Origin of the sequence: Pantoea sp. JZ2 (genome assembly GCF_035191405.1) — a bacterium.
Taxonomy (GTDB): domain Bacteria; phylum Pseudomonadota; class Gammaproteobacteria; order Enterobacterales; family Enterobacteriaceae; genus Pantoea; species Pantoea stewartii.
In genome coordinates this window covers 1345681-1361553 of sequence record NZ_CP045247.1, presented here as the reverse complement: position 1 = coordinate 1361553, position 15873 = coordinate 1345681, and the positions used below count along the sequence as shown (strand labels likewise).

Annotated in this window: 14 protein-coding genes; 2 read left to right on the top strand and 12 right to left on the bottom strand. The window is 52.4% G+C overall.

The annotated features are described in order from the left end of the window. Nucleotides 1-20: 20 nt before the first annotated feature. Nucleotides 21-659 carry a phosphatidylglycerophosphatase C gene (gene yfhb / locus GC087_RS06800; protein ID WP_039340020.1) on the bottom strand — a complete coding sequence of 213 codons (639 nt, stop codon included), beginning with the start codon at nt 657-659 and terminating at the stop codon, nt 21-23. Nucleotides 660-814: 155 nt separating this feature from the next. Here yfhb and GC087_RS06795 point away from each other — a divergent pair, with 155 nt between their 5' ends. Continuing rightward, entirely contained in the window at nt 815-1654 is an 840-nt protein-coding gene (locus GC087_RS06795) for a MurR/RpiR family transcriptional regulator (RefSeq protein WP_006120655.1), read from the top strand. 113 nt (nt 1655-1767) lie between these two features. Here the strand turns inward: GC087_RS06795 and GC087_RS06790 are convergent, their stop codons facing one another. Then, nucleotides 1768-2145, bottom strand: coding sequence for a hypothetical protein (locus GC087_RS06790; protein ID WP_033740924.1), 378 nt, complete (start codon nt 2143-2145; stop codon nt 1768-1770). Between the two features lie 682 nt (nt 2146-2827). Here GC087_RS06790 and GC087_RS06785 point away from each other — a divergent pair. Further along, nucleotides 2828-3094, top strand: a complete 267-nt coding sequence (locus GC087_RS06785; RefSeq protein ID WP_324030079.1) for a hypothetical protein — start codon at nt 2828-2830, stop codon at nt 3092-3094. A gap of 89 nt (nt 3095-3183) precedes the next feature. Here GC087_RS06785 and GC087_RS06780 read toward each other — a convergent pair whose 3' ends face one another. The 10 genes from GC087_RS06780 to GC087_RS06735 all read right to left on the bottom strand — a co-directional run bounded on the left by GC087_RS06780 (nt 3184) and on the right by GC087_RS06735 (nt 15852). Beyond that, nucleotides 3184-4488 carry a tail fiber domain-containing protein gene (locus GC087_RS06780; protein ID WP_324030078.1) on the bottom strand — a complete coding sequence of 435 codons (1305 nt, stop codon included), beginning with the start codon at nt 4486-4488 and terminating at the stop codon, nt 3184-3186. A gap of 59 nt (nt 4489-4547) precedes the next feature. Beyond that, nucleotides 4548-5636, bottom strand: coding sequence for a DUF6453 family protein (locus tag GC087_RS06775; protein WP_324030077.1), 1089 nt, complete (start codon nt 5634-5636; stop codon nt 4548-4550). Next, nucleotides 5624-8836: a TipJ family phage tail tip protein gene (locus tag GC087_RS06770; RefSeq protein WP_324030076.1), complete on the bottom strand. Its 3213-nt coding sequence runs from the start codon at nt 8834-8836 to the stop codon at nt 5624-5626. Before GC087_RS06770 ends, GC087_RS06775 begins: the two co-directional genes overlap by 13 nt. Nucleotides 8837-8887: 51 nt before the next feature. Continuing rightward, nucleotides 8888-9511, bottom strand: coding sequence for a tail assembly protein (locus GC087_RS06765; protein WP_324030075.1), 624 nt, complete (start codon nt 9509-9511; stop codon nt 8888-8890). Continuing rightward, nucleotides 9504-10223: a C40 family peptidase gene (locus GC087_RS06760; RefSeq protein ID WP_324030074.1), complete on the bottom strand. Its 720-nt coding sequence runs from the start codon at nt 10221-10223 to the stop codon at nt 9504-9506. The genes GC087_RS06765 and GC087_RS06760 overlap by 8 nt, the downstream gene beginning before the upstream one ends. A 2-nt stretch (nt 10224-10225) precedes the next feature. After that, nucleotides 10226-10963, bottom strand: a complete 738-nt coding sequence (locus GC087_RS06755; protein ID WP_324030073.1) for a phage minor tail protein L — start codon at nt 10961-10963, stop codon at nt 10226-10228. Nucleotides 10964-11014: 51 nt separating this feature from the next. Continuing rightward, nucleotides 11015-11356, bottom strand: a complete 342-nt coding sequence (locus GC087_RS06750; protein WP_324030072.1) for a phage tail protein — start codon at nt 11354-11356, stop codon at nt 11015-11017. A gap of 2 nt (nt 11357-11358) precedes the next feature. Beyond that, entirely contained in the window at nt 11359-14730 is a 3372-nt protein-coding gene (locus GC087_RS06745; protein WP_324030071.1) for a phage tail tape measure protein, read from the bottom strand. A gap of 250 nt (nt 14731-14980) precedes the next feature. Next, complete coding sequence (locus GC087_RS06740; RefSeq protein ID WP_324030070.1) at nt 14981-15346, bottom strand: phage tail protein; 366 nt, start codon at nt 15344-15346, stop codon at nt 14981-14983. Nucleotides 15347-15399: 53 nt separating this feature from the next. Then, entirely contained in the window at nt 15400-15852 is a 453-nt protein-coding gene (locus GC087_RS06735) for a phage tail protein (protein WP_324030069.1), read from the bottom strand. Between the last annotated feature and the right edge of the window lie 21 nt (nt 15853-15873).

Below are 15873 nucleotides of genomic sequence, written 5' to 3'. Positions count from 1 at the left end.
AAACCGAAGCACAGTACAGGTTATTCTAACTGCTGCAATTCACCCGCCGGCGTGACGCGCCAGCGATGCTGACAAAAGAACAATAACGGGTTGTCCTGCTTGCTGTCGCTGTAACCACTATAGAGTTGCAGTGGTGTGCCGATGTGCTCTTCTAACTGCACCACTTTTTCATGGCCCAGACAGCGCAATTTCAGCACGCGCCCCCCCAGGCCGCGCTGCATCTGGCTGGCAATCAACTTTACTCTGGGCAGAAACGCCGAATCGTAATAGACCTGCTCCACCAGCGACTGCGGCGAGCCCGTAATCAGCCACACATCCGCATCATCGCTGCTGAGGTACTCGCTGAGACGCTTCTGCACCACCGGAAACGCTTTCACGCGCTGGCGAAACCACTGAGCAAACTCGGCTTCCAGTCGTAACAGGGTGGTTTCAGATCGGCCAAAAGTGATTGACCAGAGCAACAGGCTCATCGGCCAGCGGGCCGCACGCCCTTTGAACAGCAGCCCTGCGCCGACGACGGGCAGCAAAGGCACGACCAGTAGCAGATTCAGGGGCTTACGGCGCAGCAAATAGCGCATGAAAGTGCCAAACATATCCTGTTGGTGCAATGTGCCATCAAGGTCGAAAAACACCACGCGACGTTGTCTCTCGTTGGTCAAACAGCTCTCCTTTTTAACGAATATGCATCAACAGCCTCTATTGTAGCCATCTTCGCGCAGCGAGGCGATGACTGTCATTTTTTATTCCAGTGGCTACAATGCTTTTAGAATCATTTATTCCTTGCGGACGCACCGCTACATCATGAGGACTGAGCATGAGTTCATTGCTGCGCATTCGCCAGCTTTATCCTTCACTGGCGCTGAACGAACGCCGGCTGGCGGATTTTTTACTGTCACAACCGGATCGGGCACGGCATTTAAGTTCACAAAAGCTGGCAGAAGAAGCTGGCGTCAGTCAGTCCAGCGTCGTTAAGTTTGCGCAAAAGCTGGGATACAAAGGTTTTCCGGCACTCAAGCTGGCACTGAGCGAATCGCTGGCCGATAAAGATGCCATCACCGTGCATAATCAGATCCTCAGTGACGATCCCCTTAAGGCTGTGGGTGAAAAATTACTGACAGAAAAGCTGTCGGCCATTCGCGCGACCCTGGATATCAACAGCGAAGAGAAGCTGAATGCCGTCTTGCAGCTGCTTAAGCGCGCACGCCGTATTTTACTGGTCGGAATCGGCGCCTCCGGCCTGGTGGCAAAGGATTTTTCCTGGAAGCTGATGAAGATTGGCATCAATGCCGTCGCGGAGCAGGACATGCACGCGCTGCTGGCCAGCGTACAGGCCATGTCATCCGGCGATGTGCTGCTGGCGATCTCTTACACGGGTGAACGTCGTGAGATTAACCTGGCCGCGCAGGAAGCAGTGCGGGTGGGCGCGGACGTGCTGGCCTTTACCGGCTTCACGCCTAACACACTGCAGCAGTGCGCCACGCACTGCCTGTACACCGTTGCAGAAGAACAGAGTACGCGCAGCGCCGCGATCTCCTCGACTACCGCCCAGTTGGCGTTAACGGACCTGCTCTTTATGGCGCTGGTACAGAACGATCCTGAGCGCGCGTCCAGCCATATTCGCCACAGCGAGGCGCTGGTGAAGAAGCTGATTTAGGAAGAAGGGAAAACGCATCTGATATTGCGATTGTTGTAAAGTACAATGAAGGAAGCCGGCGATATCGCTGGCTTCTAAAACTGAATTGAGTATTAGCTGTGTATTAAGGCCGACTAACTACTGCTTATATCTTGCGTAGAAATAGGCAAATATTGCCCCATACCTGTGCTGGCTGAGTCGACTGCAGCCTGATTTTTTGCAACGAGATAAAAGGTATCAACAGATTTTTTTGTTGCATGCTCAGCGGAGTAGAGAGCGAATTTAACTACTTTCTTGCCACCGTCATACTTACATTCCATGTCCCAGCTCAATGCCGTTCCGGGCGCGGCTTTACATTTACCCTTACCATAGCTGTATTGCAGGAAGTTATTCGTTTTATTTTCTGCTGCTGTAACGAAATCAGGCCGAGATCCACCCGCGGATAAGCTTCCATAAGCGGTTGTTGCAGCCAGAACAGCCACGCCGGCTATCAAAAAAATTCTTTTTTTCACCTGACACAATCCATCGATATTATTGATGAATGCATATTATCGGAAAACTCTTAATCACGCACCTGATCTCTGTCATTTTTATGACAAAATATTTCTATCACCCCTTTTTTCTGCATAATCCTTACAATTATCGCTGTGGTGGTTTTTTCTACACACGGCGCTGTCCCCGCACGTGTCTCGCTGAATTTGCTAAAAGTTATACTTTTATGCTTACTCTCCATGAAGACTATATAGAGTTAAATTATCGAATAATCAGTAAGTAACGAACATTAATGGTGCGTATCACTTTTTTTAGTTATTCGCATCATGTTTGACGTTGAAAGAATATGCTACTGTCAGCCGACTCCGCATAAGCTTTAACATTCCAACTTTATGTTAATGACCAGCCAGGCTTGCAATTTGAAAGTTACAAAAGTCGTCTAAGGGTTCGACATATCTCATCAGGAATATTTACTACCGCAACAGATTATGTCGCCAAAACGACAAAAAGTATTTATCGATTGGGAAACCGCGATGTCTTTACTGATTACAGAACGATGCATTAACTGCGATATGTGTAACACGTCCGATAAATATCATAAATAACAATAAACTGGAATATTGTGTTACGCATGGTGTTGCAGATTTTACCCTGCACTAAAGGGATCACGGCTTTAACCGCAACACAAAAAGGCTCGAAAAAATGACCAAAGAAATTGAATCGAACGTTGGAAGCATGGCGGAGCTTACCGAATTTGACACTATCTATAGTGCAATAGGAAGGCTGGTTATCGTTGACTTGTCCATGAAGGATTCTATGGCAGGCCACATACCTGATCCGAAAGAGTTCCCAGATATGACAATCAGCATGCGAGCTGATATGGCGAGGAAGTTGGCAGAAGAGTTACTTGAATGTGCTGACGCTATTGACGCCGGAAAAAGTCACCCGAGCATCAAATTTAATGACTGATTTAGGGTGTGTGACTAAGCTTTAATCACCCACCCCGTAAACCTGCTAAGACAGGAGCGGCTGAGTCATTGCCCGGTCGCCGGGCTTTTTTACGATCCTGTCTCTTCGTTATCGCCCGACTCCTCATTGGTAGGGACATCGAATACAGGTGGCTTTTCTTTGCGTGGCGGCTCCTGCTCAATACTGATATTTTTGATTTCTTCTGCCCTCTTGCGGATAACTTCCAGAGTTTTCAGTGCCTCGTCGGGTGATTCTGCAAGCTGGTAGAGAATTTCAAAAATAGTTTTTATGGCTTCAGTGTGATAAGCAGCCGCCGCGCCCGCCGTATTCAGATATTTGAAGCCTGGAATGACAGTCCCGTCCATAAACTTCCTGTCGCCATTAGTCGTAACGGCTTCTGCACAGCACTTCTCCACATCCTGAGCAATGAGACCTACCTCAGACAGGCCATCTTTTTTATCGTATGTCGCTCCCCTCCAGGACAGAACAGCAGACAAGGGGTCGCTGACAGTCTTAATTTTCGTCTTGTGACGTTCATCCGATCCGTTAACCCATGAGCCAGGAGCAGAAGCATTGCCTGAGCGCTGAAACTCAAATGAGCCCACGGCGGACATCGCTATAAAATACGACTGAATGGTTGTGTCGCCTGCTCGACGGATGCCGGTCTGCACAAGTTCGTTATACCAGCGGTAAACTGTCCAGCCTACGGGATTGCCGGTATTGCCACCAGAAGAAGAGTTGTTTAGCTCCACGCGGTTGTTTTCACCTGCTGCAACGCCCAGACCGCCAGTAGCGGGGCCGGTGATTGCCCCGGTTGCAGTAATGCTTCCGTTAACTGTACCACCGGACTTGCCATCCACTGTGTTAAGCCTTGCGTCATTACCCTGTGCGGCGGTGTTAGCGCTGCTTCCATACCGTGCGAGATTGTTCCAGGCAGCTACTTTGTCAGCCAGATCATTCAGGTTCTGGCTTTTATCCATCTTGTTTTTGTACTGGTTCGCCATGTATCCCCATGACGGGCCGGTGAAGGTGGTTCTGTCCGGGCGGATTACATCTACTGACTGCGCGTCACTGTAAATTTTTTGCCAGTTCTGGAAATCCAGAATGCGGCCACGCGCCACACTGGCAAAGTCATTGAGGATTTTTTGCGTTATAGCAACCTGCAAAGAGGCCGGTACAGCATTCCAGGCCAATCCGCTGGTTGTTGGCCCGTCGAAGGCAACCGCCAGTGTAAGTTGCGTATCTGATGCGATGCTTGCGGCCACCATAGTGTAAGGTGCGCCACCCACAATGACGTAAACATAATCGCCCGCTTTTAGCTCGGTGGTGAAACTGGTTCCGGTGCCGTTTACTGTGGTTGAGTTGTTGGTTAATGCGATAGTGCCTGCTGACATGATGATCTCCGCGCATAAAAAAACCGGCTCAGTGGCCGGCTTTATTTGATTAATGATTTTCAGAAGTAATAGCTTGCGTCAATGCAGGGCAACTGGCAGGCAATCTGCATTGCCCTCGGATAGGTATACAGCGGCATATCAGATCCCGTGCTTTTTGCTCTTGACGTGGTGACAGAATTCCCTGACATCATCATCCCGGACAAAAGCATTTTTCTGTACTGGTAGTTGCCGCCTGACCGGGTGTAATCTCCACGCTGAGTTCCCAGCACGCACAAGGGAACCATTGGTTGATTTACGCTGCCCGTGGGGTTTATCCATGCCTGCCTGTCGCCAGTTGAATCGCCAGTGTCAAAATAGCTGCCAAAGTCATAATAAGCATCTGACCACATCACAGGTGGATATTTGCTGGAATAGGTAATGCTACCGGAAGAATTTCTGATAACCAGGCCATAACCTGACGCAGGCAGTGCAGGTGAGAAGCCGCTACTGACTATGACAATCTGCACTCCACTGACCAGCCCTCCCTGCTCCGAACCATTCACAGAACTAAACGCGCCGTAGGTGCGGATGGAGTTAGTATCCTTGTCCAGAAATAAAGGCGTTCCGGTGTTACTCCACCTGGCAAAAACGATGTAGTTTCCGCCCAGATTAAGAACGCTGCCCGGTATGTCCCACTGGCCATTTATATCTACAATGCCACGAAACGTCACAAATCCTGACAGAGAAGCGTCACTTATTTCCATAAAGTTAGCGCCGTTTGTTATCCTCAACCCATACTGCGCTGACGGGTTGGCCGCATACTGAATGCTGTATACGTCAACAGAACCGATATCTAATGCACTTGTCTGATTTGCTTTAATGGTGCTGATACCGATATTCAGGCTTCCGTTAAAGCTCATTGAAGATATGTAATTAACGGGCGGCCCACTCTGATCGCCCACGCCAACCCTCACGACATTGCGTGGCAGAATCAGCACCTTACTGTTGGCGGGCTGAGGCTTGAAACCCCCATAAGATGCACTGGCTGCCTTTACAGCAGCCGTACCCAGATAAGATGCATAGCGTGTCGATGCATCAAGAATTAACGGTTTGCCACCGTCATCAGGAACAATGCGTAGTCCATATGTATCAGCCATTATCCAAGCCACCCAAGAGTTATAACCTCGGTACCGCTTTGGTTAAAACAATGCACGCCGTTACCGTCAGTCACTGTTCCACCACGGCCACCACTGCCCGTTATGATTTGCAGGCCTCCGTTTTTATCCAGCCGCCAGCTTGCCTGACCGGAACCCCAGTTATTGGATTGAATGTAATTGCCAATCATTGCGTTGGTTATCCAGCCCTCACCAATAAATGCCTGGCTGATAAGCACCTGACCATCTTTGATAACGAAGGGTGAATAGACGTTTTTACCGCTGCCGTTAATGACAACAAACTGATTGGCGTTGACCGCGAAGCGTGTATCAACAGAACTGCCGTTGATAGTGACCGCGACAGATAAACCAGCATCATACTGAGTGCCGCCGTATTGCACGCCTGCCTTAAGAGTATAGATTGCAGAACCGCCATTTGCATCTGCATAAGCTGTCAGCTTTTGCTCTATAGCGGCCTGCTGCTTCGCAAAGTTTGCAGTAACGGTGGTATTGAGATCGGCAACAGAACTCTGAGCATCGGCTGCGACCTTTTTGGCCTGAATTACACCTGCTTTATTGTCTCCATAGTTTGCCCACTGCTGCTCTACATCGTCATAACTGGCAAGGATGCTTTCAGCCAGCGCGTTAGGATCGGTAATCAGCGGCGTGAGCAGCGCCTTGCCGTCATCAGACTGAAGGTATTCTTCAACCACACTACCAATAAGGTCATCAGCGTTGACGTTAGACATACCCGCTTTAAAGCCTGTCCAGTCTCCCGTGTTCCCGATTTTGTCCACCAGCCGGGCGCGGTACCAGCGACGAACGCCAGCAGGCATAGGGCCGTGTTGATAGCTGACACCCGGATAAGGTACGTAGGTAAGGAACTGCGGATTCTGACCGTCTGCGGTTGTGGCCACCTGAATCTCGGTGTAAGCCGTATCACCAGAGCCGTCAGGAAAACCCCATGTGACATCAATAGCCCATACCACATTGTCTGTGGCCATCAGGTTAACCGGTGTTCCCGGCTTGCCTGCCTTGCCTGTGATTGTCGTGCTGTCAGCAAATCCCCACGGTGAAGAGACTTCAGCGGCATTTACCGCCCTGACACGCACGTCATAAACACCGCTGTAAACGCCCCGGATACTGAAGCTCTGTGCGCTGGTCTGGCTGACGTTTATCCAGTCACCTTTATCTTTACGCCACTGAGCCACATAACTGATTGCGCCTTCCACCCTGTCCCACGTTGCCTGCATTGAGGCAACAGACAGACCCTGCTCAACGTAGCTGACCTCTGCCAGTTTGATACTGGACGGAGCCTTGAGAACATTTATGGGAGTAACGGTGATCGGCGCTGGATCAATGCGCACGCCATCATCAATGTAGCGGTACTTGTTCGGGTCGTGCTGGACGCCCGCGACAGTAAAGGTGCCGTCATCATTGCCCGAAATGGAGGTGACGCGAAAATACTGAATAGCCAGACTGTCACTGTCTATTGCCCAGACAGCACCGGCAACAGGCTGCGTTCTGAACGCGGTAGCAACCGTTACTGTTTTTTTATCGTCACTGACGGCGGATATGGTGCGTGTCTGTGCCGTTCCGTCTGGCAGATTCACCACAAACCTGTCGCCAGCAGCGTAATCAATGGCGCGGTCCAGGCCGAAGTTGCGCCCGTTAACCGAACTCAGCCGTCCGCCGTTTTGCCTGCCACTTCGGAACGGATCAGCAACGCCAATGATTTCAGCCGGAACCGGAATATAACCGTCCAGGCCGACACCAAATGACACAGTGCCGTCTTTGGCGTTCGACAGAATAGCCCAGCGTCCACGGCGGTGCGCCTCACTCTGTGACGTACAGCCAATCGCCGTCAGGCTCATCTCACGCACGTCATAGCGCTGCACCAGCTCTGAATCGTACACACCCTCAACCGTATCGGAATAATGGTTTACCGGGTCTGACCAGCTCACCTGACAGGATGAATAGCGGTTTTTGTAACTGCCCCCGGCGTAGCTGAACATGCCGTCGATGACGTTTGCAGCGTGATAAACAAAGTCCACATCAACATTGCCGCCGGAGTCCACCTGCGGCACGTCTGCGTTGATGAATATCTGGTTGTTGCCCCAGAAAGTGATACCACGGAAAATTGCGGCAATGTCCTTCAGAACGGTGTAGGCGTCCTGCTGGCTCTGGATGAATACGTTGCAGGTAAAGCGCGGCTCAATGCCGCCCGCGCCATTTGAAACCGGCTCATCGCAGTACTGCGCGATGCTGTAAAGCTCCCATTTATCAATCATGAACGCATCAACGCGGTTTCCCATCCCGTAAATCTTATCCAGCACCAGGTCGTAAAAAATCCACGCAGGGTTGTTGGTATAGGCGTATTTGAAATCACCGGACCAGCTACCACTGTAAGTGCGGCTTACCGGGTCATACGTGGTCGGCACACGCACCAGCTTGCCTTTAGGCTTGCAGGTGATTTTCGGAGCCTGGCCGTTAAACTGCTGCGCATTGACCTCAATATAAAGCAGGGCGGTGTTGGGATAGCGCAGTTTGCTGTCGATGACCTCTGCGAATGAAAAAACCCTGAAGGCGTTAATGAGCTTTGAGGAATTCGAATCTGCGGTGATCCGGCGCACGCGCACTGACCAGCCGCTTGTTGCACGCGGAAGAGTGATGCGGTGATCGCGCTGGTATTCGGACGTGGTTTTGCCGCTGAAGCGACCGTCCACAACCTGCACCCATGAACCACCATCGGTTGACAGATCGATAGCATACTGCGTCTCGGTGCCCACCATATCGCCGTTGTCTTTATACTGATACTGCACCGGAAGGCTGAGTTTGATGCGCACGGCATCCAGCGACAGGTTAGTATACTGGCGTGTCCAGGGTACAGACTGCGTGACGGTCACACCAACGGACAGCTCGTTATCCACTTCAGGCATGCCCGGAATATAGGTCTGGTCCTGCGTGCCCTTCCTCCAGTCCCATACAACGCCAGTGAAATTATAGGTGCCGTCATCATTGGCAAGCTGCGTGTCGTTCAGGTAAATCTGCTGCGCCGTTAAGTCTCCCTGAATTTCGCCTTCAGAAATCGCCACCAGCAGTTTTAATTTGGCGACGGAAAGCAGGTCGTCTGGCTGCTCAACGGGCGTATGCGCCTCACCGCCGCCACCGCCCTTGTTACCCTGGTAAATAATTTCGCCGTCAAGAAGCCGCATATTTCACCCATAAAAAAAGCCACCCGGAGGTGGCCTGTCTGATTCTGAATTTTACTGCTGGTCGCTGGTAAAACTGCCCGCGCTGATGATCGCACCGCCAATTTCCCGCTGGCCGTAAAGCACCGGCACCGGATACCCCATTGCAACGGTATTGACCGGCGCACCGAAGGCATAGTTGGGTTTGTTATCCGTGCTTGATGAAGCCCCAACGTTAAATTTAGGCTGTGGGGTCAGCATCTGAACCACACCACCCAGCAACATACTGATACCCAGGCTGGTCAGTGCTGTTGTCGCTAATCCTGCTGCCGTCGCGGTGCCAAGCGCTGCGCCGTATTCAGCCAGAGACGCACCCGCTGTAAAAAATGCGGCCACAATAGCAACAGCACCAATAATAATTTGCAGGGTGCCGCCGCGCTTGGAGCCTTCAATAACCGGTTCCATTTCAAACTCAGCAGAGGCTGAGCACATATCAAACTCCTGTAGCGAGATATTGTCTCTGCCACTGAAGAACGCGAAACGGACACCGTTAAGATGCGCGTTAGATACGTACTTTTTGAATCCCGGCACCTGTGAACACATAGCGCGGATAAGCTCGCGCAGGTCTGCAACATGGAAACGGTGAACCGGCCCAAACTTTTTTGCCATGATCCCTTTTAAACGCATCGTTTTAAGCATCAGCCAGCTCCTTTCGGCGCACGACACGCACGGTGCGGTTACGCCAGTAATCGCCATAGGGAACGCGCGTGGATAAATTGCCCGAGTTATGGTGAAGAATGAGGTTGTTACCCAGATAAATTGCTGCATGGTTGGTGACAGGCGACTGAATGCGCATCATGATCATGTCGCCTTCGCGCATGTCCTGAAGTGGCACTTCGGTAAAGCCCTCAGCCTGCCAGTTATCGTCATAACGGTTTTCTTTGCCATCTACCCACCATTCATAATCCACCGACCAGTTATTCAGCGTGATGCCGTGTTCCTGACGGTAGTAATCCATGATGAGCGTCCAGCAGTCAGCAAAGCCCAGCACCCACTGACGCCCGACCAGCTCACGTTCACCCCGCGGGCTGATGGTGCAGAAATCGCCGTCCGGCCAGGACATAATCCCCCACTCCACGCCGGAGTAATCACACTGCACCCGGTCACGCTCAGAAGGGATAAGCTGAGGCACATCAGGGTGAGAGTGAATAACCATCAGAACTGAACCCTGCTGCTCAGCCTGGCGTTTTTCCTCTGGCGAAATTGCAAAATGCTCGGTCGGGTTTTCTGAAATGTTTTTGCAGGGGATGTATATCTGCGCCCTGCCTGCCTGAACCACCAGCCCGCAGGCTTCTTTTGGGTATTCTGCGGCTACGTGTTCGCGTATTGCCGTCATCAGCTTTTCGCGCATCGCTATTTCCCCTGAAGGTTGGCAGCGGGGAAGCCCCCGAATGGTAGCGGCTCGCTGTCACCAAACCGAGCCTTACAGTCAGCCAGGCGACCACCGCACACGTCCTTTGACGGGTCAGAAGTCGCTGAACCGTCTTTGGCAAAATAACGATTACCGGCATAATCGCAGCCGGTTCCCGTCCGGTACCAGCCGCGCATACACCAGGTACAGACGGGCGTGATCTGACGGGAAGGCAGTTGCAGGCTCTGAATATCAAAGGGAGAGCACAGCTCAAAATCAACCTGATTACGGTTTTCGGCGGTCTTGGCATTGACGTAGAAAACCTGAAGCCGCTCTTCCTGTGGGTTAGCGTTAGGGTTACCCGCCGTCCAGTTTGCCGCATCCAGATACTTCACCATCGTGGTATGTATTTTGACTTTGGCCTTAACCATGTCATCGAACTGAAGGCAAAGTGCGGTGACGTAGTTACCCACGTTTCCAACCGAAAGTTTTGGTGTTGGCTGCGTCCCTGAACTGGTCATTTCAACCCCGGTCAGCTCATAGGGGTGAGGATCGTACTCGTTGCCCTGCCAGATGATGGAAGGCAGGTTTTCAGCCGCAAAGGATTTCCAACCTTCTGATGCAATGTTGTAGGCGTGAAAGCGAAGAACGGTATCAAGCCCAAAACTGGTGCCGTCAATTTCAATCAACTGCACCAGACTGCCAGGCTCAAGTGTCTGTACATCCTGATTAAAACTCATTTTTCACCCATAAAAAAAGGACGCCGGAGCGTCCTGTAATATCGTGACCTGTCACGGCGCAAAAGCCTGCTCAAAGGTAAAAGTGATCTCCACAAAATCACCGTTGATGAACTTAGGGTTTATTGAATCAGACTTTACCCTGAACAGCTTTTTCTCACCCCAGGGATTGGTCCACCAGAAAGAACGAGTGACGTGTGCTTTAAGAAACTCTCTCAGCTCAGCTATGACGGCCTTCCTGCCGTTACAGGTCAGCGACCAGCTTTCAGACTCATCATTGATACCGCGCCCGGACACCTGTTTGTAACCGTCGCCAAACTGCGCGGCATTGGTTGCCACGTTAATCTGCTCACTGGCCTGTATCCTGACTTCCCATGTAAAAGTGTCTGTCGCCATCGTTACTGCCGCCCGTTATAAAGCACCCCGCCAGGGGTCATTTGTGATTTGGCCCAGTCGTTTACTTCTTTGCGGATTATGCCCTGTAGCTGTTTTGCGGCTGATGCAGTTTTTTCAGTGCCTGCATCACCAGTTTCAGACGACCCGCTGATATGAACAACCGTATCGCCAATATTGATTACCGGAGTGCCGCCCCCGGAACGCCCCGCACCAGACGCTACAGGCCGCTCAGTCGGTGCAGTAACCAGACCGCCATCAGCATAGCCACGCATCATGTCGTAAAGGTTTGAAACGCCAATACGCTCCGTTGCCTCTTTGGTGAAAACAAACTCACCTTTATGAACCACACCTGCCGGATCGTTCTTGCCACCAAAGCCGGTAAAGCCGCCACTGTCATATCCCTGATAACTGGTACTCATGCCCATCGCACCGGTACTGCCCGCCGAAGCCGCCACACCGGACCCGACTGCCCCTAAAGCGGAACCGCCGATACTCATAAAGGATGACAGCACTGTTTTGGTGAGCAGCGCCTGTGCGGTCATTTCAACCAGGCTTTTGATTACGCTCTGCGCCAGCGAAGCAAACAGGTTTGATATGCTCTCCTTAAAAGACTGCGTGCCGGTAAGCAACCCGGTCAGAGAGTTAGTAACCCTCTCCGTCGCCGCTTCCGCCAGGCTCACTATCCCTTTATTCAGCGCGCTCTGTCCGGCATACAGATTAAGAGCAGCCTGATACTGCGCATCTGCTGAATCCCGAGAGGATTTCTGCATCAGCGCTTCATAGGTTTCCTTACTGATTTTGCCGTTGGCATAGTAGGCATCGTAAAGGCTCTGCTGCTGAACAAGCTGATTCTGGAGCTGCGCGACCGGGTCAACTTCACCCGCTATGTTCAGCTTCGGCGCTGCCGTGCGGGTGGCCTGTGCCTGGATGAGCTTTTGAGCGGATTCGTTTGCAAGCGTAATACGCGCTGACTGATATTCCTGCTCTGTCATCAGTCGGGCGGCATAAAGCTGCTTAAGGTCCCGGCTTGCCTCTGACTCCTGACGCAATACCGCTTTGGCCGGAGAATACTGCTCAGCGAGTTCCTGACGCTGCCGCTGATAATTCGCAGCGTTGAGCGTCATCACCCGCTGAACTTCAGCCTGACTCACGCCAGAGGCTTTAGCCTCCTTCTGGATTTTTTCCTGCGATACCTTTTCCTGAAGGTTGATTTTTTCCAGGCTGGAAGCGTGCGCCTGCTCTATCTCATTACGCAGTGACTGAAACTGCTTGAGCGCCTGCGCGGCCTTTTTGTCAGCCTTCGCCGGGTCCTCTCCACCCCAAGGGGATTCGACTTTGCCCGCATCAGCCGCTGCGGCTGTCGCCGCCTGAATATCGCTCTGAAGGGCTTTCGCCCGGTCAGCAACACCTGTTTTCACCAGGAAGCGGGCATTAGTCGCGTTAGTGATTTTGTCTCTGGCTGTTGATGCCGCTGAATCAAGGTCTTCAAGCTGACCCTTGAGCTGGCGCTTTTCTTTTTCAAGAGTCTCAGCAGAGGGGAAAAGAAATCCAAGCGATGAACCTTCACGGCTTTTAGCCAGGCTGATCCGCGTGTCACTGTAACGTGAAAGCTCATCTTTCACTTTTTCACGCTGCGTGTTGATGTTGTTCAACTGCTCGGTGTAATCATCTAATTTTACAGACAATTTCACATCTGAGAGCTGCATCAACGCTGCTGTGGTCTCAACTACCGCGCCTTTAAGATCAAGAGCTGACTGCCTTGCCTGCTTGGCCTGCTCATGGAAATAAAGCACAGCAGAACCGGCCAGCATGGCCGCACCTACGGGGCCACCAATAAGCGAGAGTGCACCACGCGCCAGCCCTGAAGCAACCGATGCCGCCCGCGCACTGAGGGAAAGCTGTGAATTAGCAGCGGCCAGCCGTTCGGTGGCTGCTGCTTCGGCAATTCTTGACTCTCTGATTGTACGGCTGAGGGCAACCTGTTCTTTCTGATAACCGACATTGATGCCCGCTGCCGCGTTTGCTGCAGATCGGGTACCAAGATAACGAGCCTCTTCCTGAGCCTGTGAACGCGTGGCCTGTGCCGCCGCGATGGTCTGCTTGGCGATTTCGGCCTGCTGTAACGCGTTTCTCCTGACGGCCAGTTCGTTAGCGGTCCACGATGTGACACTTTCCCTGAGTCCGGCTGTCAGTTTGGTTGAGATAACCGGAATCAGCGTATAGAGCGCGACCGACGCAACCGTATTAAAGTTGTCAGCCAGGGCGTTTACGGATTCCGTAATGCTCTGGACGCCGGAACGCAGAGGGCCATTACCAGACTGACCGACCTTGATAATCAAACCTTCAAAGGCACTCGTCAGCCCCATCAGATCGCCATTCAGGTTATTAACCCTGACAGCGGCCTGCTCATGAGCGGTCTGAGTGCCCGTTAGCGATTTGGTCAGCTCGTCAAGCTTGCTGCGGTTGCTGGTAAGAATAGAGGCGGCGTTAATGTTCTCTACGCCAAACAGCTTAACGGCCTGCGCCGTAGAGAGGTTTTTGCCTGCCAGATTCTCCAGCGCTTTGCTCAGCCCGACAACAGAGGGCTTGAGCGTCTTATCCGTTCCTTTTTCAAGGTTAAGGATGATGTTTCGCAGCGCGGTACCCGCCTCACCGCCTTTGATTTCACGCGAGGCCAGCACCTGAATGGCAGCATTGAGCGTTTCAAATCCGATTCCGGCCTGCGCTGCGGCCACACCACCATTTTTAATCGCTGCGGCGGTATCGTTGATTTCGGATGCACCGAATTTGGCACCCGCAGCCAGCACATTAATATAACGATCTGCCTGCTCCGCACCCGCGCCGAACTGGTTAAGGGACAGTGCCAGCGTGCGGGTTGCATCAGGCAGCGTACTGCCGCCAGCCTGAGCTAACAAGAGTGCGCTGTTGGTGGCCTTTTGCAGCCCGTCAGCCGTTTCAAGCAGTTCCGGCTTAGCCGAAGCCATCAGCTTCAGCGCTTCAACCGCCTGACTGGCACTGTACTCTGTGGTGCGCCCCATCTGCTGCGCGGCCTGATCGAGTGCGCGGAGCTTGTCACCTGTTGCGCCGGTAATAGATGAAAGGTCAGACAGTGCCTGCGAGTACTGCCGCGAGGTCTGAATGATCGCACCCAGCGAAAAACCCACGCCCGCCAGTCCGGCAATGCGCCCAGCAAGGCCGCTTACCGTGGAGGTTACGCGCTTGTAGGCCTCTTCAGTCTTTCTGGCATCATCCTGCGCCTGTCGGTTGAACTGGCGCGACTGTTTGTTGGCATCACCATACGCGCCGATAAGCTGCGTTTTGAAGTTAGCCGCATTGAGGTGAAGCCCTACGGCAAGCGAAGCGACATCAGCCATTACATTAACGCCCTCATGACAGCATCACACTGCTGACTGACGTCAGGTGCAGTTACGTTACCTGCCGGGTGATGCGGGGTTGCGACAGAAGAAGTGTTTTCAGGGCCAGGCTGTTTCAGAATTCCCTGTTGAAGGAAGTACGCCCGCCAGTGGTTCAGCACGTCACAGGGCAGCGCCGCTATGACGGAGGGGTCAGGTTCGCCCCACCTGTCAGCCAGCCAGAAAATAAGCTGGAGCCACGGCGAGCCCGTCAGTTTTTTTCCGCTTCTTCCAGCTTGCCGATAGCGTGCGTTTTAACACGCTCAATCGCTTCCATCAGGGTTGGATTGTCATGCGACTCAATCAGCTCAGCCGCCGTTGGCAGTAGATCTGCGGGAATGGCTGAACCGTCAGCATTGACCAGACTGTCGATGACAAGCTGAACGCTCATTTCTGAGATAGAGCGGACGTTGCCGCTTTCCTGCACCTTATCAAGCGCCTCTTCATAGCTGATAAGCTCACCAGCGGTGCGGCGGCGGATATAAACAGGGATACCGAACATTTCTGTCTTTACGGCGGTGTTCTTTGGCTGCAACAACAGTGACTTGAGCTTTGAAATATCGAAATTATCTGACATCAGATTTTACCTGCTGAGGAATTAAAGCCGCCATGACAGCGGCGATGTTAAAATTAAGAGCCGGAAGCAGCGCCCCACTGGATGTTGTTTTGCTTGCCCTGAACGGTGATCTGAATGACTTCACTGGCAGGCGCGGTGATTTCATTCATCTGCCAGCCAGACAGCGCCAGCACCATATTGGCGGTGCGGCCGTTTGGCAGTTCGACGTAAAACTGCACCGTCTGACGGTTTTGCGCGGCGTTAAGGAAGTCCGCAAAATCGGTGTTAGACGGGTCGTCCACAAAGCCGAGTGACTTTTCAGGACCCTCGGGCAGGTCAGAAATAAACTGTTTGCTCGTGTCAATGAGCGTGGTGCAGTCAACGAATCCGCCCGTCTGGCCCGTTGCGCCGAGCGCTTTACAGTTAATCAGCGGTTTCATTGCGGAAACCGCCGCGCCAGCCGCGCCCCACTTAACCACGGTTCCAGCAGGCAGCATCGCGTATTCTGGCGAAGTTTTATCAGCCATGATTTTTCTCTCTGTTGAAGT